This window comes from Neobacillus terrisolis, from assembly GCF_051233475.1.
Classification (GTDB): domain Bacteria; phylum Bacillota; class Bacilli; order Bacillales; family Cytobacillaceae; genus Bacillus_BU.
The window spans coordinates 1-23,983 of the sequence record NZ_JBKFGH010000004.1 but is presented as its reverse complement, the minus strand read 5'-3'; the positions used below and the strand labels follow the sequence as shown (position 1 = coordinate 23,983).

The following is a 23,983-nucleotide window of genomic DNA, read 5'->3' as shown; positions in this document are numbered from 1 at the left end:
ATTATATGCTTCTTTCGTAAGTCAATATGCTTTATATGGTTAAAATCAGTCAATTTCCAATAAATTATTCAATAAATAAAAAACAAAAAGGACAGCAATTTAGCTGACCTTTTTGTGTTTATTCATTACCCTTTTCACGTTTTACGCCTAGACTACACTGATATACGCTGTTCTTAATGCCCGCCCAAATAAGCAGATTTTATTTGGTCACTTGCATTTAACTCTTCTGCCGTTCCAGACAACACGACGCGGCCTGTCTCAATAACATACGCTCGGTTCGCGATCGATAATGCCATATTCGCATTTTGCTCAACAAGCAAAATAGTTGTTCCATCTTTATTGATTTGCTTAATGATATTAAAAATCGTTTTAACTAAAATAGGTGCTAGCCCCATCGAAGGCTCGTCTAGTAGTAAAAGCTTCGGTCGCGCCATCATCGCACGCCCCATCGCTAACATTTGTTGCTCACCACCAGAAAGAGTACCTGCCTGCTGCTTGCTGCGCTCTTTAAGACGAGGGAACAAGTGAAACACTTTTTCAAAATCCTCTTGGATTCCTGCTTTATCATTTCTTAAGAAAGCACCCAATTCGAGGTTCTCTTCAACACTCATATTAGCAAAGACGCGGCGCCCCTCTGGAACATGGGAAATCCCGCGTTTTACCACAGTTTGTGCTGGCTTCCCACCAAGCGAAACGTTCTCATAGAGGATCTCCCCCTGCTTTGGCTTTAATAATCCAGAAATGGTTTTTAATAAGGTGCTTTTCCCGGCGCCATTTGCACCGATTAAGGTGACGATTTCACCTTGATTAATTTCCAAAGAAACTCCCTTAAGAGCTTGGATATTTCCGTAATATACATTAATGTTGTCGACTTTAAGCATCAGCTGGAACCTCCTCTCCTAAATATGCCTCGATGACTTTTGGATTATTACGTATCTCTTCAGGCGTACCATGAGCAATTAATTGTCCGTGATCCAGCACATAAATACGTTCGCAAACGCCCATAACAAGCTGCATATCATGCTCGATTAACAAAACAGTTAAGTTGAATTTTTCTCTGATAAAAGAAATAAGCTTCATTAATTCATGAGTTTCCTGAGGATTCATTCCCGCCGCAGGTTCATCTAGCAACAATAGCTGAGGTTGTGCAGCTAAAGCTCTAGCAATTTCCAGCCGCCGCTGCTGTCCGTACGGTAAATTTTTTGCTTTTTCATCTTTATAACCCTCAAGATTAAAGATCTTTAAAAACTCAATTGCCTTTTCTTCCATTTCCATCTCACCCTTAAAATGGGCTGGCAAGCGGAAAACAGAGCTAAAAATACCATGCTTAGCATTAGAATGGTAAGCCACTTTTACATTATCTAAAACGGAAAGCTCATTAAAGAGCCTAATATTTTGAAACGTTCGGCTGATTCCTTTTCGAGTAATTTGGAAGGGCTTTAGGCCGTTTAGTCGCTCCCCATTAAACGTAATGGCTCCTTCAGTTGGAACATAAACTCCCGTCAGCAAGTTAAAGAAGGTGGTTTTCCCGGCACCGTTAGGTCCGATCAGACCAACCAGTTCTCCCTTATTTAACTCTGCGTTTGTTTCGGAGACCGCTTTTAAGCCTCCAAATTGAATACCGACTCGATCTACTTTTAGCAATGGTGTACTCACTGTTTAGCCCCTCCTTCTGCTGCTTTCTGTTTTTTAAAGAATGAGGTTAACTCTCTTGTTCCTAGTAAACCTTGTGGGCGATATAACATCGTAATAATTAAAACAATACTATAAATAATCATACGGGTCTCTGGATACTCTTGAAGGAAAGTAGAGACAAATGTTAATAGAATCGCGGCAATAACCGAGCCAGACATACTGCCCAAGCCCCCTAAAACGACAAATATTAAAATATCAAAAGATTTCAAGAATCCAAAGTTTGTCGGCTGAATGATATAAAAGTTATGGGCATAAAGTCCTCCTGCAACTCCAGCAAAAAAAGCACCTAATGCAAAAGCAATAACTTTATAATAGGTCGTATTGATTCCCATTGCATCTGCCGCAATTTCATTTTCACGGATAGAAATACACGCACGCCCATGGGTTGAATTAGTAAAGTTAGTAATGACGACAAGTGTTACCAATACACAAATAAACACCCAAGTCCAATCGGTTAAATGGGACACCTGCATACCACTAGCACCGCCAACATACGGAATATTTAACATCGTAATCCGCACAATTTCACCGAAGCCAAGTGTTGCAATTGCTAGGTAATCTCCCTTAAGACGTAAGCTAGGAATCCCGATAATAAGACCAGCTACCGCTGCTGCCAATCCTCCAACAAGCAACGCCAACGGAAATGGAAGCCCGAGCTTCATTGTGATAATCGCGGAAGCATAAGCCCCAACTGCTAAAAATCCAGCATGTCCAATTGAAAACTGTCCAGTAATCCCGATAATAAGATGCAAGCTAACTGCAAGCATTATATTGATCGCTATGGTATACAGAGTATTTATATGAAATGAATTTAGGACCGCTCCGTTAATTAAGAATTGGACCGTAAAATAGACAGCCACAGCTAGTACCATCGACAGCCAAAAGCCTTTAGTATGTTTAATTGATTTCATTTATTCTCCTCCTCCCTAAACTTTCTCTCTTACATTTTTGCCAAATAGCCCAGATGGACGGAAAATTAAGATGAGAATGAGAACAATAAATGCCACACCATCACGCCATAATGAATAGCCTAGTGCACTTACTAGCGATTCAATAACCCCTAGTACTAAACCACCGACCATAGCACCTGGAATAATTCCGATACCGCCTAGTACAGCAGCAACGAAGGCCTTTAACCCTGGAATAATTCCCATCAATGGCTCAATTTTAATATAGTACGTTCCAAAAATAACACCGGCGGCACCGGCAAGAGCCGATCCAATCGCAAATGTAGCTGATATTGTTTTATTTACATCTATGCCCATTAATTGCGCAGCCTCAGCATCATAAGAAACTGCCCGCATTGCTTTCCCGATTTTTGTCTTATGCACTACAAATTGAAGCAGTATCATTAAACCAAGTGAAATTCCTAAAATAAATAAAGATTGACTGCTGATAGAAGCTCCAAATATATCGATATTTTTAGCAGGTAATACATCGCCCGGATAGGCTTCTGGTTGTGCACCCCGAATATAAATCATTCCGTATTCAATTAATAATGAGACCCCAATCGCTGTAATTAATGCTGCAATTCTCGTTGCATTCCGCAATGGTTTATAAGCTATTTTTTCAATAAGAACTCCAAATATTGCACATGCTGCCATCGTCAATAGTAAAGCAGGGAAAAAGCCTAGGTCTAATACAGTAATAGAATAAAAGCCTATAAATGCACCTACCATAAATACATCACCATGAGCAAAGTTAATTAATTTAACAATGCCATATACCATTGTATAGCCGAGCGCGATTAGGGCGTATATACTTCCGAGGGAAATCCCGTTTACTAGCTGTTGAAAAAGTTCCATTTTCGCACTTTCCTTTCATTTATCTTCCAAAATAAACTCAGAATAGGAGGACATGCCCCCTATTCCGAATCAAAATCTATTCAGGTTACGGATTAACTTTAGCCTTAAACTGTTGCTCTCCGTCGACATAACTTAGAATAGCTGCTGATTTTACTGGATTATGTTTCTCATCTAATGTCATTGTTCCTGAAACTAACGCTAAACCATCTGTTTCTTCTAGTGCTTTTTGAATCTTGGCAGGATCCGCATCTCCAGCCCGCTTGATTGCATCAGCAAGGAAATAAGCAGTATCATAGCCAAGGGCGTTAAAAGCATCCGGAGATTTTCCATTGTATTTTGCTTCAAATGCTTTTACAAAATCTTGAATTTTCTCATCAGGGTCCCCAGAGGAATAGTGATTTGTGATATACGTATTATTGGTTGCTTCCTTCCCACCAATTTCTACAAGCTTTGGAGAATCCCAGCCATCTCCGCCCATAAATGGTACATCAAGACCAAGCTCGCGTGCCTGCTTCAGGATCAAACCAACCTCTTCATAATAACCTGGCAAGAAAACAAATTCCGGATTTTTCGCTTTGATGCGGGTTAACGTTGCCCGGAAATCTGTATCTTTTGCAACATACGCTTCTTCAGCAACAATTTTTCCGCCATTCTTCTCATATGATTCTTTGAAAGCATCAGCCAGCCCTTTTGCATAGTCACTGGAACTATCAATTAAAACTGCTGCTGTTTTTACATTTAACTCTTTTGTTGCGAAATTAGCTGCAACTGTGCCTTGGAACGGATCAATAAAACATGTTCTAAAGACATAGTCATTTAATTTTCCCTTGTCGTATGTAACCGCAGGGTTTGTACCAGTTGGGGTGATTAACGGAATTTTATTATCTTGAGCCACTTGAACTTGAGCAAGAGTATTCGTACTTGTTGCAGCACCGATAATTGCGACTACTTTATCCTGGCTTGCCAATTTAATAGCGCCGCTTGTAGCTTCGGCAGCCTCAGATTTATTATCCACTTTGACAAGCTTTAGCTTTTTGCCATTGATTCCATCTTTATTAATTTCTTCAAGTGCAAGTTCCAAGCCTTCCTCAATCGACTGCCCATAAGAAGCAACACCGCCGGATAATTCTAAGTTCGCACCGATTTTAATTGTTCCCCCGTCTTTTTCACCGTCAGAACTAGAATTATTGGCCTTTTCTCCCCCACCGCTACAACCAGCAATCAAACCCGTTGATAACAAAAGTGACATGAAAATTCCTGTTAACCTTTTTTTGTTCATTCAAAAACCCCCCCATTTCATATATTTTCTATATAATCTGAATATTCTGTATATTTTGACTGATTACCGACCTCCTATAAAATTATTTCAAAACAGCAACCGATATAAATAATATTCTGAAAACATTGTACAAAATTATAATCTTTAAGTCTAGTTATTCTAGTTAATTTATTTTTGAAAATTCATTTTTTAGACAATTTTTCAGCATTTATGGGATTTCTCCCTATTTAAAACAATCTAAATTTATCAATAAAAACTTAACCTTCACTAGTAAAATCCAATTTATTTCCTTATATTAATAAAATGTTTATGGTTTTAATCTATCAAAATCACTCTTTTGTGTTGATGAATTTTTTGACGAATCATGAAAGGACGTATCGATTCATGATAGAAAGACTCACATTTAACGTAAAGAGGATATCATTTTAACTGTTGCTATAGTTTTAAAAATAGATTTAATATTTTGCTTGGAAAATTTTGAATTACTCTATATTTAAAAGAAATGACCGGAATAAGTCAGATCCACATAGAGCCTTCTATTGGCCATTTTCATGTTTTCGAAGATGACTTTTGGCCAATAGAGCCCTCCTATTGACCATTTTCATGCTTTCCAAGAGAAATTTTGGTCAATAGAGCTCTCCTATTGACCATTTTCATGCTTTCCAAGAGAAATTTTGGTCGATAGAGCCCTTCTATTGGCCATTTTCATGATTTCGAAGATGACTTTTGGCCAATAGAGCTCTCCTATTGACCATTTTTACGATTTCCAAGATACTTTTGGCCAATAGAACCCTCCTATTGGCCATTTTCATGATTTCCAAGAGATATTTTGGTCGATAGAGCCCCCCTATTGGCCATTTTTTAGATTTCAAAGAGTACTTTTGGCCAATAGAGCTTAGAAAAACACAAACTTATTTTCTAATATATCCGTCACCTTTAATATTGCCATTTGTGTCGCCATCTCGAAAATGAGTTTTTGACCCGCTGGCGTCCACTCCGTTGCGATAATCAATTTTATAATCACCAAAATCATAAACACCTAGACCAGTTCCATCAGGTCGGGTATTTAAAAGAATTGATGTTGTTTTCCAGTTATCTTTTAACATATAGGCATTATTCAAATTAAAATTCGTAATGTCACTGCCGTTACGGAAAGAACCATCGTAATTACTGCCATTATGTTCTTTCCCATGGCAGCTTAAGCTGCAGCTTCCACTGCCTCCTTGAATAGAATTAGCTGCTGTTGCATCACGGTTGTAGAGTTTAGCACCGGAGGCTGTTGAGCCTACTTGCGAGCTTGGGAAGCCTATACGATGACTTAACTTCGTCTTATCTCCATTTTCAGACTCAATCGTTCCATGTGGGCGATGACAGTCTTTACATTGGGATTGGCCTGAAGTGGAGAGATGTGAACTGTGAAGCGAGCCTTCAGCCTGATTCCCACTTAATGCCGCCCCTTTAGAAACAAGTTTTGCCTGATCATGACAATCAAAACAAAGTTCTGCATCCTTCACCTCAAATGGCTTTTGTACCGAAGTATCCACATTGTAGTTAAGTCTTAAATAATTTGGATAAGGACTTCCATGTGGATTATGGCAAACCTGACAGTCAAACTGTGAGTGACCCCTATCTTCATTTATTACTTGCCCGTCATAGCTTTTCGTAGCAGCATTTGAATTATCTGCATTCGCTAAATCGAGTTGATCCCGATGACATTGGTAACAAAATTCTTTACCGTTCACAATATTTCCATCAGGTACATTATTGACAATATTATTCCGTAACAATGGCTTTACATCCGACCCATGCTTTTCATGGCAGGCTGTACACTTAATATTAGTCCCGGAATTTGCATCCGCTTGTCCTTTTTTCGAATCCATTTTTTCAGAACTATGACCCTTATTAGTTGGAAAATAGGACTGATGATCTGTGCGATAATCATAAGCTGAACCCGAATATGGTGGATTGATGATTTTTCCCCCAGATAAATATCCGAAAGAAAGTTGTGTACCTCCCTCATTGCCGTGACAAGTCCAGCATACCGCATTTCCCTGACTAGCCTGAGTCGGTAATATCGGAGGATTCGCCGTCATGTCCCCTTTATTAAAAGGAGTCAATAATCTAGGCAAATGATTGGATAAACCGGTATCCAAATCCTTCCCTCCATCATGAGGGTTATGGCAGCTGGTACAGGTTTGCTGAATATTCTCTTCCTTACTCGGTGTATTTTCTAAGACAGGATGAAGACTCCCTTTTACATTATTTTCATTAAATAACTGTGTTTTTACATTAAATGAACTTCCCATCCCATTATGACAGGAGAAACACACATTCTCCGGTGTGTCATTTAATAATCTTGGTCTTTCTGATGTATGGGTATTATGGCAAGAACTGCAAAATGCAGTGGTTTCCGTATAGTCTCCATGTGGTTGATTGAACTCTGTTGTTCCAGTTGTAAATGTATAGGTGACGCCCTCAATAGATGTCCCGGATTGGTTCTCCACATCGGTCACCATAACTTGGTAAGTCGTTTCAGGCTGTAGCGATTCAGCTGGCACAAATTGAACTTCTGTTGGATTCGTTTCAGAGTTAAATTGATATGTTCCATCAATCGTTTCTCCCGGTACATAGGCTAGAGCTGCTGTGGGAGGATTGTAAATAACCTTAAAGGTTGTCGCATTTACTGTTTCTTTATTGATAACGTCATCAAAGCGAATAATGATTGCTTCCTTCGTACCAACAGCTTTACTCCCTTTTGCCGGTCTAGTAAAGGTCATTTTCGGAGGAGAGGTATCAACAATTGTTTTAGCAGCAGCAGGATTCACTAAGCTAGTAATAATCGATGCATTATTCGAAGTATCGACTGCTTTTATTCTAAACTGATAAGACGTTCCTGGAAGTAGACCTTGAATAGTACCTGTAGTTGCAGGCGGATAAAATACACCTTTTTGAACCCAGTCATTCTCAAATTGTTCAATAATATATCGATCGACTCGGTCATTATCCGTTGCCGCACTCCATTGAAATTTCACATAAGTTTCTCCAGTAAAATCCACCGAAAAATTCTGTGGTGCTGAAGGTGGTTCCGTATCGGCCTGCTTCGTTTTGATTTTTAACAAGTTGCTTGGTGCCGAAGGATTTCCGGCTGAATCGACTCCAATTATCCGATAAAAATATTCCGTATTAGCGGTCAGTAATTTATCAATCGTGGTTAGAGTGGTCATATTTTTTACGATTGAATAATCCACTCCATTTGTACTTCTTAACAGAAGATATCCTTTAAGATCACTTGAAGAAGATGGTAACCACGTCAACTCAGCAGACGCTGCCCCTACTTGGCTTAATTTCAAATCTCTCAGTTGCTCAGGAGGAGTCACATCTTTATTAATTGTAGTCTCCGGTGTTTTAATAGCTGCAGTTTCGATCCCCTGTGATTCAAGATTTCGGTCATCCACCGCAACAATTTTATAACGATAAGATTGTCCCTTTTGTACGGTTGGATCTACATAATTGGTTGCATTTTTGGTTGCAATTGGCAAAGAGGGATAATTGGGTTCTGCATCTGTTTTTCGATAAATTTTATAGCCGACTATATCCGAATCAGATGAAGCAGTCCAGCTTAGATTAATAAGATTAGAGCTTACAGCTTGCCCCTTAATTGAAGTGGGAGGCACAGGCACAACATTTGGAACTAATTGTTTAATGACAACATTATCAACTGTTGCCTCCAACGTAGTATGATTCCTAATATTTTTCAAAACGGCCCGAAAGCGGATCAAGTATTGCCCAGGTACATTGCCAATTTTTACTGTTGAATTTCCGGAGATAACCACCGACTGTCTATCCGACCATTTTTCCGTCCATGTACCACCAATTAACGGTTTAGCTTCCATGATTAGCTCGATTGTCCCATCGTTTCTACTGGAGTTACTAAGCCATGCCTTAGTCCAACTAAAAGATACTTCCGCTTCATTTGGGGAAGTTCGAATACTAAATGGGTAGGAACTGGACAATTCTGCGGCAACTTCGGTCCTAGTTTGATTCTTTAATTCTACTCGCCACAAAGCTTTATCGCTTAAGGTGAGAGCTGCCGAGTCCGGATTTTCTACCCACTGACCGGCAAAATTCTCTGTTAACAAGGTAACATTTTGCATCGCCTGTCCTTCAGGTGGGGCTAATGTAGTTACCGCTATTTGGGTATAGAAATCCGATTTTAAACCGTCCTGGTCGACTGCCTTTACAGAATAAGTGTAGTAAGTAGCGGCATTAATCCCCAAATCTCTATATAGTAAATTAGCAGTTGACCCAACCAATGCCCCATTCCGGAAAATCTCGTAATAGGCTACATCTGAGGAAAGAGATGGACTAAATGCCAAATCAACATAGTTCGATCCTGGTGTAGCACTTATCGGTAATGAACTTTTAATGGGCGGCGTTTGTGAATAAATGGCCTGAGCATTACTAAATACTTCCACGCCATTCACAATGGCGGAAACTTCATACTGATAAAGAACGCCATCTTTAATATTATTGCTATCATTAAAAGTTAATATATTAGCAGGTAGTGGCGTTGTACCTGTCAGCCGAATCATGCCCTGATTGGTTGTCCGATAAACATGGTAGCCTGTTGCATTCGGGTCTGCGGTCCAATTCAAGCTAATTTGCACACCTGATTGAGTTAGCGAACTTAATGTATGGGTTGCGGCTTTTACAGTTATCATCTTAAGTCCTTGTTGAGTTGTCGGGGCATATATACCAAATAAAACGGTAATTAGGATAAAGAGAATGAACGATTTATTCTGAAGTGATTTCCAAGGCCGTTTATCAAGCGTTATCATTCTAATCACCATCCCTCTTTAAGACAATGACCTGGTTCGCTCCATTGTCTGTAATTACATAAATGTCATTTGTTAAATAGATATCAGTAGGAAACTGTAATCCCGATTTTGGTTTAAGCTCGTTCACTAACTTTCCTTTTTGATTAAAGACATACACCTTTTGATTCTGGGAGTCTGTCAAATATATTTTATCTTCTAAAATACTGATTCCTTTGGGGATGCTAAGCTGGATGTCATTCTCTAAAACCTCTTTAAAATCTCCGTTTTCTGTAAAGGTTTGAACGCGCTGATTTTGCGAATCAGAAACGACAACTTCTCCATTATCGAAAACAGCCAAACCGTTGGCATAGTTCAGTTGACCCACTTCAGTCCCGTACGCAGCAAAATCCTTCAACAATTCACCTGTCAAAGAGTAAACTTTTATTTTATGAGCGAAAATATCCGAGACATACACCTGATTATCTTTAATCGAGATCGCTGCCGGTTTTATATTTTGTTCTCTTGGAAAAAGATCAAGAAACTGCCCATCCTTAGAAAAAATTTGAATTCGGTTATTCCCCAAATCTGCTACATAAATCTTCCCTTTATAAACTTCAACATCGACCGGGAACTGAAGTTGGCCATCATTTTGCCCATTGCTCCCAATTGGATATTGAAATTCTCCTTTTAAATTAAAAACAGATATTAGATTCTTATTACTGTTTGCGATATATACAAATTTACCATCCGTTGCTGCTCCCATTGGAGAATCTAATTGCTGAACATTCTCCCCCTTGATGATGATTTCATCCTGGACGTTATTGGAATGTAAAAAAACAAACATGATCAATCCAATTGACACGGCAATAAGAGCAGCGATGACTACTATTCTTATTTTCATAACATCCCTCTATCTCTTATGGCAGTTTTGACAAACACCAGCGTTGTCTTTTCTTATTAATTTAGTACTTTCGGTTGAGTTAATCGTTTTGGAAGTTCCATGAGCAAAGTGACAAGTAATACAAACCACTTGCGCGGTAACATCGGTGTTATCGAGAGGATTAACCTGAGAATTTATGTCAGGTGGTGTCCCCTGCCCAACCTGATAGTTTATGTCTTTAAATACAAAGGTACCTTCCTCTTCATTAGCTGTATAGACGAATTTCTCTCGATCAGCCTCAGTCGTAGCAACTAGCTTATAATCGGTTAAAGAAGGTTCTCCTTGGGTTGGTTTTGTTGCACGATAAATTTTATAACCCGTTGCATTCGTGATTCCAGCCCACTCTAAAACAACACTGCTATTAGTTAAATCTGATGTAACATTGACTTTCTTAATATAGCCTTGGTGTGATTCTCCCAAGCTATTAACAGCAGTAACAATATAATAGTAAACTCCTATCGCCATCGAGCCTGAACCATCCTGAATTACTTTTGAGCTAGGTAAAGGATATGCTCCTGATGGGACCCCTTCGGTTGGAAGGGTGGTAAACAGAGTTGGCGAAAAGGTAAGCGGATTTGGAACATAAGCATTAATGTCTCTTGTTTTTCCTCCCGTCAACCAAGTATTAATCGGGTGCCGATAATGGCCCTCTTCGTTCACAGGGTTTTCATTATAATAGGTAAGATAATCCTCATGACAAGAAATACAAAAATTTGTGATTCCACTTTTATATGAAACGACTTCTTTATTTGAATATGGACTAACAGAAACGGATGCTTCGACGATGATTCCCGATTTTCCATTTACGGTTGTTTGTAAGTTTCGATGATTTGAAGACCCGTGTGGATTATGGCAGGTCGTACAAACCATTTGTATCGAAACACCACTTCCTCCTTCAGCAGCATGACTGCTTTCGACGTCATGAGCAGAGGAAGCACCGTTAAATGGACCTGATACGCTCTCTGTAATGGTCCCTGATACCGGGTCAACAACCTTTCCATTTTTTGCGTCGTACTTACTTCCTCGTCCATCATGACAAAGATAACAAGTCTGTTCTTGAGATTGCTCATTTAATAGCTTTGCTGATTTACCTCGATGAGTAGAGTGACATTTCGAGCACATATTGGTATTATTTTGAAAAATATAGTGAGGGGTTTCCACAAGTTCTTCAGCGGCCATTTTGGAAGGCACGAGAAAAAGGAAGTATAACGCACTGACAAAAAGCAAAAAAACTTTAAATTTATTTAAGCTGCCTCTCATTCCCTCGTCTCCCTTCTTCATCAAAATTTCATGTCTATTCGAGTGGATAAATAATGATTTGATTGTTTCCCTTATCCGTCATGAATAGCTCTTTCCCTTTGATTTCAATTCCTTCTGGGAAAAATAATCCATCCTGATTAAGCTCCTCCGTACTGATCAGCACTTTCGGACTCTTTTCATTGTCAACAGTTTGAACTTGACCATTGGTAGGTTCTGTGAAAAAAATATCTGAATTGGAATCTACTGTAATCCCGCTAGGCGGTCCGATCGGAACCTTGATGATTTGTTCGAGATTCCCTTTATCGTTAAACACTTGAATTCGATTATTTCCTGTATCCGAAACGAATATTTTCCCATTCTTATCGACCGCTATTCCGAGCGGATATTGAAACTTGGCATCATCATTCCCTAATCCACCAAAGCTTAACAACACCTTTCCTTGCCGAGTCAATTTCTTCACGGTGTTATCACTTTTGTCAATAATATATAAATGCCCGCTTTGATCGATTGCAATTGCACTTGGAATGGCATTATCTGCATAAATATAAAATTTAAACTTTCCATCAGGACCAAACACGGAAATACGTTGATTATAGAGGTCTGCAATATAAAGATTATTTTCACTATCTGCAACAATCCCGACCGGGTAATTAAATTGTTGTTCACCCGCTCCGTAACCCCCGAAGCTGGTGATAAATTTCCCGTTACGGTCAAAAGCCTGAATCCGATGGTTATCTGAATCAGTAATAAAGATATTCCCATCGCTAGTTACAGCCAAATCAATCGGATTTCGCAGCGGCTCTTTGGTTAGCGGCGTAATAATGGAAATAGCCGCTTTTTTTGAATCAACAATCGGAATGCGGACATCATCAGAGTCCTTAGATAAGATAAAAACAATTAGCCCAATCCCAAATACGAGCGTTATTAAAAACAAGGAATCAATTAATTTTCTGATTTTCATATTTTAGTCCTCAATTAACTGGTTAAGTTTTTTATCCACTTCCGTAAAAAGGGGATCATATTTTTTAGTCTGGGCGTACATAAGAGAGGCGTTTTGTTGATCGTTCATTTTTTCATAAATTTCCCCAAGCTCAAAATACACGTCTGCAGCAGTTGGTTCTATTTCAAGACAGTTTTTAAAATGAACAATCGCTTGATCATAATTCTTGTTTTTTCCATAATAAAGAGCTAATTCATAATTAGCCTGTAAATTTAACGGGTCTTGTTTCAAAACTTGTTTGTATTGTTTCATTGCTGATTGATCCTTTAACAACGCTAAAGTGTCTGCAAGATATAACCGATACTCGGTATTGTTTGGCGAAAGTTTTAAAGCCTTCCAAAATAGTTGTTTTGCCTTATTCAAATAGCTTTTTTCTTGGGTCTGTTCAAACATTTGCAAGTACTCTTTTCCTAATTGGCTAAGCTTGTCTGGATTTTCCGGATCTTCCTTGACAAGGTTTTTATACTCCTGAACCAATGCCAATTGGGGATTTCTTTGAATAAAATATTGATTCAATGCAATCCACACAAAAAAAAGGATGATTACATAACCACCCATGATTAAAAAAGCATGTTTCTTGGAAATAACCCTTCGTCTACTCATGTTGGTTCCTCAGGTCATTAAAAATTTTTAATTGCAAAAATTTCGGCAAACCTAATTTTACCAAAAACATTTTTATAAAATAATATTTTCCGTCTAGATAAATTAACATTTTTACTTAAAATTGCCGTTTGTTCACAGATTGTTCATTTTATCATCTAAACGATTGCGTTGCTATGGTCGATATAAACATACCGCTTTTGGTCATAAAGAAATCGACAGGAGGATACCTGTCGATTTTTTCAAGCATACATTTTTCCGTTTTCTTCTTCTTTCTTAAAGAAGCTCTTCATCGCATGGAAAACATCAGCTTTCTGCTTAAGAATATAATAACGAAATTCATCTGCTTTAATATTCTTGTAAGCTGTCATAAGTGTTGAATGGCGATTATACTGATTTACTTCACCGTACCCAAACATATTTGATACCTTCATGAGCTCCTCTACTAATTTAACACAACGGGCATTATCTGATGTTAGATTATCACCGTCAGAAAAATGAAAAGGATAAATATTATAGCGTTTTGGATTATACTTTTCGTTCACCAATTCTAATGCCTTCCGATAAGCCGACGAGCAAATCGTCCCTCCGCTTTCCCCTCTTGTGAAGAAATCCTCTTCGGTTACGACCTTCGCCTCGGTATGATGGGCGATAAATTCAATTTCGACGGTCTCGTATTTGGTTCGCAAAAAGCGCGTCATCCAAAAGAAAAAGCTGCGCGCCATATATTTTTCCCATATTCCCATTGAGCCGCTTGTATCCATCATCGCCAGAACCACAGCCTTTGATTCCGGTTTAACTATTTCATTCCAAGTTTTAAATTTCAAATCTTCTCGATAAATTGGATGGAATCCCGGTGTCCCTTGCATGGCGTTCCGCTTAAAAGCACTCATCATCGTCCGTTTTTTATCAATATTGCCCATTAAACCTGTTTTGCGAATATCATTGAACTCAATATTTTCGACAAGCTCCTCATTTTGTTCCTTCCGCTGCAGGTTTGGAAGCTCCAACTGTTTAAACAAAGCTTCCTCAAGCTCCATTAAAGAGACCTCTGCTTCAAAATAGTCCTCACCCGCCTGATCTCCAGCACCCTGGCCCTTGCCCGGACCTTTCTGGGTACCTGATCCATCGCGGGCGATTACATCTCCTATTTGGCTATCACCATCGCCTTGCCCAACATGTTTGTTTTTATCATAGTTATAGCGAATTTTGTACTCATCCAGCGACCTGATCGGAATTTTCACCACTTCACGACCATTGGACATGATAATACTCTCTTCAGTAATTAAATCAGGGAGGTTATTACGAATTGCTTCTTGAACCTTCTCTTGGTGACGTTGCTGATCATCATGGCCTTTTCGATGGAGGGACCAATCTTCTTTGGAAATGATATACGGTTGGTTATTTTCTTCGGTCAACTTTACCCCTCCTTTAAATTTTAATTCACCAATTTCCTAGCATTCACATACAATATCCAGAGTGTTCTTTTAATAAAAATAGAAATGTGGATTACTTTATCCTATGCGAAAAAACAAAATAATTTACTAATTATTACGATATTGATTTGAATACCTAACACGTTGGACAGGCAGAGTTTTTATAAATATTTGCATCAAGGAAAATATGCTCTCCTGATTCAACATAATCTTTTCTCGTTACTCATAAAATGGACAAGGAGGGAGCTGATACTATGGGGGGCCAATTTCAAATCGAAAAGGATTGGTTCAGTACTTTATGAAACGATCTTTTCTTATTTATTTTAGTTTATTATTTGGAGCAATTTTACAAGGCTTATCGATGTCCTTATTTTTATTTCCACATTCGATCCCCTCAGGTGGAGCAGCGGGTATTGCCATTTTAATGAATCATCTGTTAGGATTGCCGCTCGGCTTTTCTTTATGGCTTGCTAACATCGTCTTTTTGCTGTTTGCAGTGAACTACTTTGGATATACGTGGACATTACGAACTATTTTTTCCGTTGCAACGACCTCAACCACTGTCAGTCTGATTACCTCTTATGTTCCTCATGTCCATGTACATATGCTGTTTGATTTAATCGCTGGAAGTATTTTTTTCGGGATCGGAGTCGGTTTACTTATAAGAGCGGGAGCATCGAGTGGTGGAATGGTGATCCCCGCACTATTGATTGCTTCCTATAAAAATTGGAGACCAGGTAAAGTCATGATGTGGATTAATTTCTTTATTTTCCTCCTAACAGCGCTGGTGATTAATTATAAAATCGTTATATTTGCTATCATCTGTCAGTATTTTTCAACGAACATCATTGATTATATATATAAGCTGAGGTTTCAAAAATTGCAAATTCTTTCCCTTAATTGGCGAAAAAGCAAATAATGAAGGAAAGAAAATCCCCTTGCTAGAGGATCTTCTTTCCTTTTAAATAGGATAAAATTTGTTTGACAGAATGCTCAATCGTCATATTATTTGTTTCGATGATGATTTCTGGACTGTCTGGAATCTCATATGGGGAAGATATTCCGGTAAAATCCTCGATTTTGCCCTGTCGTGCTTTTTTGTATAGTCCTTTCGGATCGCGGTATTCGCAAATTTGGATAGGGCAGTTTAAATAAATTTCAATAAATTCATCCGCTGCAAACATCTTCCGGACCAGTTCACGATCCTCTCGGAACGGAGAAATAAACGCTGAAGAAACAATTATACCGCTATCAACAAACAGCTTTGCTACCTCGCCGATTCTCCGTATGTTTTCCTTGCGATCCGCTTTCCCAAAACTCAAGTCACGGTTCAAGCCATGGCGAATGTTGTCCCCATCTAATACATAACTATGATAACCTTGGCTAAATAGTTCATGATCTACTGCATTTGCCAAAGTAGACTTTCCTGATCCTGACAATCCGGTAAACCATAGGACACAGCTCTTATGTCCATTTAAGTGGTGGCGGTCTTTCTTTGCAACAGTCGTTTTGTGCCAAGTAATATTGTTCTGAGTCCCCATCTGCTACACCCTTAAATCTTTAATATAAACTTCTTGCATTCCCTCAATCAGTATTTCGATGACTTCAGGGCGGCTAAACTCCTTTGGCGGAAGCTCACCGTTTTTCAACATGCCTCGTACCTTCGTTCCCGATAAAATGACGTGATGCTGCTTGTCATGTGGACAGGTTTTTTCTGATGCCATGTTCTCACACTTTTTACAATAGAAGCTATGCTCAAAGAACAGCGGTTGAATTCCTAACTCATCTTTACTGTAATAACTAAAAATCGTTTGTGCATCATACGTTCCATAATAATTTCCTACCCCAGCATGATCACGCCCAACGATAAAATGAGTACAGCCAAAATTCTTTCGAACAATCGCATGAAAAATCGCTTCTCTTGGCCCTGCATATCGCATCGCTGCTGGAAAAACGGACATGAATACACGGTGCTTCGGATAATAATTTTCAAGCAATACTTGATAACTCTTCATCCGGATCTCACTCGGTATATCATCTGACTTTGTTTCCCCCACCAGCGGATTCAAAAATAAACCGTCAACCAATTCCAAAGCCGATTTTTGAATGTATTCGTGGGCCCGATGAACGGGATTCCGTGTTTGAAAGCCAACAACCGTCTTCCACCCCATCTCAGAGAAAATCTTCCTCGTTTGTTTTGGTGTTAAATGATATGCCTCAAACTGCCCTTTTTCCGGAAGATTAATTAATGTGATTGGACCGCCGATATAGACTGGATTTCGGTCAAAAAGTTTTTTTACCCCAGGGTGAGCAAGGTCTGTAGTACGATAAACCATTTCTGCTTCAAGTTTTTTATCAGGGATATACATATCCTCTACCTTCATAACCCCATAAACAGTCCCATTAGAAACAAGGTTAATCTTCTCTCCTATGGCCAGCTCGGTTGCTTTCACTTTATCAATTGCCAAAGTGATTGGGATCGACCAAGGTATCCCATTTGCCAGCCGCATTTTCATCACGACAGAGTCATAATCTGCCTTACCCATAAACCCTTGTAAAGGGCTGTATCCTCCGTTAGCGATTAATTCCAAATCACTCAATTCCAAATTATCCAGTTCAACATTTTTTAGTGAAAGATCTGCTGTTTGTAACAGGTCAATACGTTGAATAAGTTTGCCTCCATGTGGTTGATTGACACTCACCGTTCTTTCCTCCCATTGTATACCCGATTCTTCGTTTATTTGTCATTTACATGCAGTCCGCATTCTGTCTTATTATGACCTGCCCACCTCCCGGCACGACCATCCTCGGTTTTGGATACAGGCGTAGTACAGGGGTGACAGCCTATGCTAGGATACCCTCGATCATGTAAAGGATTATAAGGAAGCTGATTTAAATGGATGTAATTTAATACATCATCCCAAGTCCAATGAATCAAAGGACAAATTTTTACTTTTTGGAATTTAGTATCTTTGTTAATATAAGCTGTTTTACTTCTAGATGGTGATTGTTCCCGCCTTAATCCGGAGATCCAGGCCTTTGCCCCTTCTAAAGCTTCTGTTAACGGAACGATTTTCCGCATGTGACAACACAAATTGGGGTTATCTTTCCAGAGCTCATCACCATACCATTTTGACTGTTCATCTAAACCCATCTTAGGTTTTACGATTTTTATTTGCAGGGTGGGGTAAACAGCCCTCACTTTCTCGATAAGCTCATACGTTTCCGGAAAATGTAGCCCTGTATCAAGGAATACAATCTTTGCATCCTTGGAAATTTTAGAAATCAAATCAATTAATACGATTCCTTCTGCACCAAAGCTGCAGGAATAAATGATATCCTCTTTATATTCTTGAAACGCCCATTTCAATATATCGAAATAATCCTGATTCTCGTTAAGAACTTCCGTAACCTTCTGTTCATTCCAATTCTCATATGTTAATACCCCGGACAAACGAACCCTCCCCCTCACTCATCTTTCTCTGTAAAAATCAAAAATGTATAGTAATACATTGATTGTTTTCCACGATGATTTTATTCATCATGTTAATGTCACCATAATGGAAGTAAGATACAATTGCCCTAATCCAGGCTCCATGCCCGAATGCTAATATGCTAGAAAAATCGGCATATTTATCTATAAATGAGGTAATGCGACCTTCAAGGTTGATAAGGCTCTCACCTAAAGTAAGTTCTTTCGGGTTTTCAATCCACTTATCTCCATAAACCTCAATTAGTTTTTTCTTTGCTGCCCCTTCAAATGGCCCAAAATCGAGTTCATCCAATAATTGCTCTGTTTCCGGTTTATATCCATATATGTGTGCTGTTTGATGAGTCCGCTTTAAAGTGCTCGCCAACACAAGATCAAAAGGGGCCAGTTTCACTAATTGTTGCTTATTTTCACGAATTTTTTTTTCGTAGTCTTCGGTTAGATTTGCAATAACAATGTCCTTTCTGCCCTGAAGTTTCTCCTTTATATTCCATTCAGTCGGGAGATGGCGTATCAAAGTAATGTGCATTCACGATCCTCCAAATAAAAGGTTTCACTTCTTAGCCCTTGCCGCTGTGCCTCCAGTACTAAAACATCCTGAAGCTTTACATTGCCTAAATTGACATTTGGACCAATTTGTTGAATAAAATACATTTGATGTTTTGCCGTTGGCGCTTCAAAGATAATCTTTTTATAATCTATATCTTGGACCAAATCCTTAATTAGATCATTTTTAATGTCACCATTTTTTTCATATATTCCCGAAGTTCCGGAATCTCTTCCTTCTGTTATGACATATTCACAACCTGCTTCAAGGAGCGCAGAAACTTCTTCCTTCCATTTAGAAATCGGGATATCTTTATTACAATCTTTTGAACCAACCTCTGCAATTACATGAAATTCTTTTTTAAATAGAGAAATAAGGGAGAGGCGCTCTGCGAGGGAAATATCTAATGTACCGTTCGATACTTCGACCCATTCAATTCCTAAAGACTTTAAGAACTGAATATATTCCGTGATTTTTTGCTGAAGGACGCATTTTTCAAAAAGGGTACCGCCACAATAAGGTTTAATTTCGTATTTCTTATATAGAGCTATTTTGTCTTGAATATTCGGTGTTACATAGGCCGTTCCAATGCCAATTTTTGCGATATCAATCATGGTGGAATAATCATCCAATATATACTTAAGCTCTCCCATCGGAGTACCAAAATCTACAATCGAAGTTAATCCAAAATCTCTTTGACCTGAAGTTCTTTTTGGCAAGTCTAAAAAATCCATTAGGGAAAACGCCTCCTCAATATTCTAGGATAGAGTATTCAGAAAGTGGGTAAATGTGTAATTTTTGGGCTCTCTCCACCCAAATTAGGCAACTGACCATGAATAATCTGTCTGCCCCTTTCAAACAATAGAAAAGCTTTCATTTTTCAGTTAGGGGTGACTTTCCTTGTCAAAGCAAAAACCAAATGGGTTGACGATATTAGCAATAGGTTCCATTCCCATGATTCTCGTTTTGGGAAATTCAATGTTAATACCCATTCTCCCAAAAATGAAAACAGTGCTGGATGTCTCCCAATTTAAAGTAAGTCTGGTAATTTCGGTTTTTTCTATTGCAGCCGCAGTCTCGATCCCAATACTAGGGTATTTATCTGACCGTTTTTCACGAAAAGCCATTATTATTCCCGCCCTTATTTTATATGGGAGCGGTGGGCTTCTGGCAGGTGCAGCTGCTGCGTGGTTTTCTAATTCATACATGTGGATTTTGGCAGGGAGAATTATGCAGGGAATTGGCGCAGCCGGCACCGCTCCAATTGCAATGGCCTTAACTGGGGATTTATTCAAAGGGGCCGAGCAAAGCCGCGTTCTGGGACTAGTTGAAGCTTCAAACGGTTTCGGCAAGGTCATAAGCCCAATTCTTGGCTCATTATTTGCTCTTTTATTTTGGTACGCTGCATTTTTTGCGTTTCCAATCTTCTGTCTTGCTTCTATTTTATTAACGATCTTTTTTATTAAAGAAAAGAAAGCAAAAAAAGAGCCCCCTCCATTAGGTAAGTACGTCAAAGGGCTAGTTTCTGTTTTTAAAAATGAAGGTCGTTGGCTTTTTGCCGCCTATTTCACGGGGGCAACTTGCCTGTTTACACTGTTCGGGATCCTCTTTTACATCTCCGACATTCTTGAAAAAGATTATCAAATTGATGGAATCCCTAAAGGGGGTATTTTAGCGATACCATTGCTGTTCATGACAACAACATCTTATATCACCGGAAGTAAAATTGGAAAGAAAATGGGCCTAATGAAATCGCTCATCGTATTAGGGTTGTTGCTAATGACAGCATCCTTTGCATCGCTAATTTTCTTCAAAAAATTAGTTCCGTTCTTTTCAGTCCTTGTCATAAGCAGTATTGGTACTGGTTTAGTGCTTCCGTGCATTAATAGCTTTATCACTGGCTCTGTTCCCACCGATCGGCGTGGGTTCGTTACCTCGCTTTATGGATCAGTTCGGTTTCTGGGAGTGGCAATTGGTCCGCCAATATTCAGTAAATTAATGGACTGGTCCAGAACCGGCATGTTTCTAACCACTGCAGGTCTGACACTTTTTGCCGGGCTATTATGTCTAACACTCATACATGTTAAAAAGAAAAAACCATCTGAAAATAGTGATACATTATTTGAAAAATTACAGTTCTCCTAAGGGGTTGATCGCAAATGCAAATTTATTTTTCACCTGAAGTAATTGCACCTACATTTCAAGTTTTAAATGTTGTGGACTCGTCCAATAAAGCCGTTGGTAATGTAGCTTTTCTTTTTGAGGAAAAAAAACTGTTTGTTTATGGGATTTTAGAGGAAGAAGGAGTGGGAGAGGATTTTAAGGATTTAGTTTCTCCCTATTTAAAGGGTCTAGCGAAAGCAAAGCAAGGTTTAGAAATTTACTCCTGTCTGTATGTGGGCTGCAAAAAGATAGATCTTAAGGAAAAAGAAAAATAAGCTAAGTGCAAAAAGGCTAGCTTTCAACAGCTAGCCTTTTTGCACAGGTGATTATCGGTTTAACAAGCTTCCAACATAACGCAGTAATTCATTTGCAGAAGTTGAATTATAGCCGTGTTCATCAACTAATCTTGCGACCACTTCATTAATTTTCTTTAATTGCTGCTCATCTGGGGTCTTAGAAGATGTAGTAATTTTCACAACATCTTTTAAATCAGCAAACAGTTTCTTCTGGATCGCTTCCCGGAGACGATCATGCGAATTATAATCAAACCGTTTTCCTTTACGAGCATACGCAGAAATTCGAATTAAAATTTCCTCTCGGAACGCTTTCTTCGCATTTTCAGAAATGCCAATCTGTTCTTCAATAGAACGCATTAATTTTTCATCAGGATTGATTTCTTCACCGGTCAAAGCATCACGAAGCTTCGCTTTATTACAATAAGCTTCAACATTGTCTAAATAATTATCCATTAACGTCTTGGCTGATTCTTCATAAGAATACACAAAAGCTTTCTGAACTTCCTTCTTAGCAATATCATCATATTCCTTGCGAGCTAAAGAAATAAAGTTTAAATACCGTTCCTTTAATTCGGCGGTAATTGAAGGATGCTGATCAAGCCCCTCTTTTAATGAACGTAAAACATCCAGAGCATTAATCGAAGGAATTTCTTTTCGAATGATCGTAGAGGAAATTCGATTAATGACATAGCGCGGATCAATTCCGCTCATCCCTTCATCAGGAAACTCCTTCTTTAATTCTGCCAAATCCGCTGAATTAAAGCCTTCGACATTCTCACCATCATATAGGCGCATCTTCTTTATTAAATCAATATCGCCTTTTTTCGGCTCTTTCAACCGGGTTAAAATCGTAAACATCGCAGCAACCTTTAATGTATGTGGCGCGATATGAACATCGGCTACATCACTTTCATGGATCATCTTTTCATAAATTTTCTCTTCCTGGGTGACTTTAAGATTATATGGAATCGGCATAACAATAATCCTCGAATGAAGGGCCTCATTCTTTTTATTGGATATGAAGGAGCGATACTCCGTTTCGTTCGTGTGGGCAACAATTAATTCATCAGCACTGATGAGCGCAAATCTTCCGGCCTTGAAATTTCCTTCTTGGGTTAACGAAAGCAAATGCCAAAGGAACTTTTCATCACACTTTAGCATCTCCTGAAATTCCATCATTCCGCGATTAGCTTTGTTAAGCTCTCCGTCAAACCGATAGGCTCTCGGGTCTGACTCAGAACCAAATTCAGCGATTGTTGAAAAATCAATGCTTCCTGTTAAGTCGGCGATATCTTGTGACTTTGGATCAGATGGACTAAATGTTCCTATCCCCACCCGCTTATCTTCTGAGAAGAAAATTCGTTCAACCAGAACATCCTCAATGCGTCCGCCATACTCTTTCTCTAAACGCATCATATTTAATGGGGATAAATTACCTTCAATTCGAATTCCATATTCTTCATGGAAGTCATCCCGTAAATGATGTGGAATTAAATGAAGCGGGTCTTCATGCATCGGGCATCCTTTAATCGCAAATAACGCCCCTCGATCTGTGCGTGCATATTTTTCTAGTCCCCGCTTTAGCATTGTAACTAAGGTAGATTTTCCGCCACTGACTGGTCCCATTAATAACAAAATTCGTTTCCTAACGTCCAAACGCTTTGCTGCAGGATGAAAATACTCCTCAACCAGCCTTTCCAAAGGCTCCTCGAGTCCAAACAACTGATTGCTGAAAAATTGATACTGTTTGCGGTTGCGGATCTCTTCAACCCCTGCATCTTTAATCATATTATAAACTCTGGAATGGGCAGATTGAGCAACCCATGGTTTTTCCTTAACGAGCTCCAAATACTCCCCAAACGTCCCTTCCCACTTTAACTTCTCTTCCTCTACACGATAATTCTCAATTTTTTTTAATATATCCATAAGGACCTCCCCCACTAGCATTTTCAGAGACGACTAATATAATCCTATGCCGAGTAACAAATGAACATGCCTAACACAAGAAAAGGGATGGGATACTTTTTCTTTTTTTTCCATTAAAACTAACAATAATGCACTTTCTAAAGTCCATACTAATGACTAAGAAGGGACAAACTATTGTATGGAATATTTATTATTATGAAATATTTGAACATTTCATTCACACTTTGATTGGAATAGGCTATAATAGGGCTTGATGAAAACTGCTTTATTGGATGGGAGGGTCATTTTAGAATGGGTACTATTTTAATCATTGGGGTAACACTTGCATTCTTATCTGCCATTTTTACAGCTGGTTATAATGACAAACCGGGGATTAATAAGTAAGAAAAGTGGAAGCGCCCGGGTAGCGCACGACAGGACTGGAGCACATCGACTGAGATAAAGGAAACACGAAGAGCGATAGCGATTCGATGTTGACTTATCGTAGGGAGGTGGGCGAAGTCCACTAGGCGCTGGGCGCTGGAGCTGGACAGTAAGACAAAGAAAAAAGCTGCTTTTTGAGCAGCTTTTTTCTTTTGACCATGTTAAATCTGGCTGTTGATTTCCGTTCCAGGTGCTTAGCGACCCAGCGGGGGAGTCCGGGAGCCTCCTGATATGAACGAAACTGTCAAGGCTCCCACTCCAAATTTGTATTGTATTAATTTTGGGCAACTCTAAGTAGAGAAGCTG

General features: G+C 39.0%; 20 protein-coding genes. 3 read left to right on the top strand and 17 right to left on the bottom strand.

Annotated features, from left to right (window positions below):
- Positions 1 to 173: 173 nt before the first annotated feature.
- From ACI48O_RS02200 to yhbH, 11 genes are all read right to left on the bottom strand, one after another.
- Positions 174 to 881: an ABC transporter ATP-binding protein gene (locus ACI48O_RS02200; protein ID WP_435560068.1), complete on the bottom strand. Its 708-nt coding sequence runs from the start codon at positions 879 to 881 to the stop codon at positions 174 to 176.
- Complete coding sequence (locus tag ACI48O_RS02195; protein ID WP_435560067.1) at positions 874 to 1,656, bottom strand: ABC transporter ATP-binding protein; 783 nt, start codon at positions 1,654 to 1,656, stop codon at positions 874 to 876. The genes ACI48O_RS02200 and ACI48O_RS02195 overlap by 8 nt, the downstream gene beginning before the upstream one ends.
- Entirely contained in the window at positions 1,653 to 2,606 is a 954-nt protein-coding gene (locus tag ACI48O_RS02190; protein WP_435560066.1) for a branched-chain amino acid ABC transporter permease, read from the bottom strand. Before ACI48O_RS02190 ends, ACI48O_RS02195 begins: the two co-directional genes overlap by 4 nt.
- 15 nt (positions 2,607 to 2,621) lie before the next feature.
- Positions 2,622 to 3,500: a branched-chain amino acid ABC transporter permease gene (locus ACI48O_RS02185; RefSeq protein ID WP_435560065.1), complete on the bottom strand. Its 879-nt coding sequence runs from the start codon at positions 3,498 to 3,500 to the stop codon at positions 2,622 to 2,624.
- Positions 3,501 to 3,585: 85 nt separating this feature from the next.
- Complete coding sequence (locus ACI48O_RS02180) at positions 3,586 to 4,779, bottom strand: ABC transporter substrate-binding protein (protein WP_435560064.1); 1,194 nt, start codon at positions 4,777 to 4,779, stop codon at positions 3,586 to 3,588.
- 911 nt (positions 4,780 to 5,690) lie between these two features.
- The gene (locus tag ACI48O_RS02175; RefSeq protein WP_435560063.1) at positions 5,691 to 9,617 is read right to left on the bottom strand and encodes a cytochrome c3 family protein; all 3,927 of its coding nucleotides are present in this window, start codon (positions 9,615 to 9,617) and stop codon (positions 5,691 to 5,693) included.
- A gap of 1 nt (position 9,618) precedes the next feature.
- Positions 9,619 to 10,497: an NHL repeat-containing protein gene (locus ACI48O_RS02170; RefSeq protein ID WP_435560062.1), complete on the bottom strand. Its 879-nt coding sequence runs from the start codon at positions 10,495 to 10,497 to the stop codon at positions 9,619 to 9,621.
- Between the two features lie 9 nt (positions 10,498 to 10,506).
- Positions 10,507 to 11,796 (bottom strand): cytochrome c3 family protein, encoded by a 1,290-nt coding sequence (locus tag ACI48O_RS02165; protein WP_435560061.1) that lies wholly within the window; start codon positions 11,794 to 11,796, stop codon positions 10,507 to 10,509.
- Between the two features lie 34 nt (positions 11,797 to 11,830).
- Complete coding sequence (locus ACI48O_RS02160) at positions 11,831 to 12,757, bottom strand: NHL repeat-containing protein (protein ID WP_435560060.1); 927 nt, start codon at positions 12,755 to 12,757, stop codon at positions 11,831 to 11,833.
- A 3-nt stretch (positions 12,758 to 12,760) separates the two neighbouring features.
- Positions 12,761 to 13,399, bottom strand: a complete 639-nt coding sequence (locus ACI48O_RS02155) for a tetratricopeptide repeat protein (RefSeq protein ID WP_435560059.1) — start codon at positions 13,397 to 13,399, stop codon at positions 12,761 to 12,763.
- Between the two features lie 239 nt (positions 13,400 to 13,638).
- Complete coding sequence (gene yhbH, locus ACI48O_RS02150) at positions 13,639 to 14,814, bottom strand: sporulation protein YhbH (protein WP_435560058.1); 1,176 nt, start codon at positions 14,812 to 14,814, stop codon at positions 13,639 to 13,641.
- A gap of 316 nt (positions 14,815 to 15,130) precedes the next feature.
- On the opposite strand from yhbH, the gene ACI48O_RS02145 reads away from it, so the two are divergent.
- Positions 15,131 to 15,751: a YitT family protein gene (locus ACI48O_RS02145; protein ID WP_435560057.1), complete on the top strand. Its 621-nt coding sequence runs from the start codon at positions 15,131 to 15,133 to the stop codon at positions 15,749 to 15,751.
- Positions 15,752 to 15,773: 22 nt separating this feature from the next.
- Here the strand turns inward: ACI48O_RS02145 and cysC are convergent, their stop codons facing one another.
- From cysC to ACI48O_RS02120, 5 genes are read right to left on the bottom strand one after another with little or no spacing between them, the layout of a single operon-like run.
- On the bottom strand, positions 15,774 to 16,373 hold the full coding sequence (gene cysC, locus ACI48O_RS02140) for an adenylyl-sulfate kinase (protein WP_435560056.1): 600 nt from the start codon (positions 16,371 to 16,373) through the stop codon (positions 15,774 to 15,776).
- Between the two features lie 3 nt (positions 16,374 to 16,376).
- Entirely contained in the window at positions 16,377 to 17,534 is a 1,158-nt protein-coding gene (gene sat, locus ACI48O_RS02135; RefSeq protein WP_435560055.1) for a sulfate adenylyltransferase, read from the bottom strand.
- 35 nt (positions 17,535 to 17,569) lie between these two features.
- Positions 17,570 to 18,286 carry a phosphoadenylyl-sulfate reductase gene (locus ACI48O_RS02130; protein ID WP_435560054.1) on the bottom strand — a complete coding sequence of 239 codons (717 nt, stop codon included), beginning with the start codon at positions 18,284 to 18,286 and terminating at the stop codon, positions 17,570 to 17,572.
- Positions 18,287 to 18,323: 37 nt separating this feature from the next.
- Positions 18,324 to 18,851, bottom strand: a complete 528-nt coding sequence (locus ACI48O_RS02125) for a histidine phosphatase family protein (protein WP_435560053.1) — start codon at positions 18,849 to 18,851, stop codon at positions 18,324 to 18,326.
- Positions 18,836 to 19,603, bottom strand: a complete 768-nt coding sequence (locus ACI48O_RS02120) for a phosphosulfolactate synthase (RefSeq protein ID WP_435560052.1) — start codon at positions 19,601 to 19,603, stop codon at positions 18,836 to 18,838. Before ACI48O_RS02120 ends, ACI48O_RS02125 begins: the two co-directional genes overlap by 16 nt.
- A gap of 220 nt (positions 19,604 to 19,823) precedes the next feature.
- On the opposite strand from ACI48O_RS02120, the gene ACI48O_RS02115 reads away from it, so the two are divergent.
- The gene (locus ACI48O_RS02115; RefSeq protein WP_435560397.1) at positions 19,824 to 21,014 is read left to right on the top strand and encodes an MFS transporter; all 1,191 of its coding nucleotides are present in this window, start codon (positions 19,824 to 19,826) and stop codon (positions 21,012 to 21,014) included.
- Positions 21,015 to 21,028: 14 nt separating this feature from the next.
- Positions 21,029 to 21,307 carry a hypothetical protein gene (locus tag ACI48O_RS02110; protein ID WP_435560051.1) on the top strand — a complete coding sequence of 93 codons (279 nt, stop codon included), beginning with the start codon at positions 21,029 to 21,031 and terminating at the stop codon, positions 21,305 to 21,307.
- Positions 21,308 to 21,358: 51 nt separating this feature from the next.
- On the opposite strand, the gene ACI48O_RS02105 is transcribed toward ACI48O_RS02110, so the two are convergent.
- Positions 21,359 to 23,254, bottom strand: coding sequence for a PrkA family serine protein kinase (locus ACI48O_RS02105; RefSeq protein WP_435560050.1), 1,896 nt, complete (start codon positions 23,252 to 23,254; stop codon positions 21,359 to 21,361).
- Between the last annotated feature and the right edge of the window lie 729 nt (positions 23,255 to 23,983).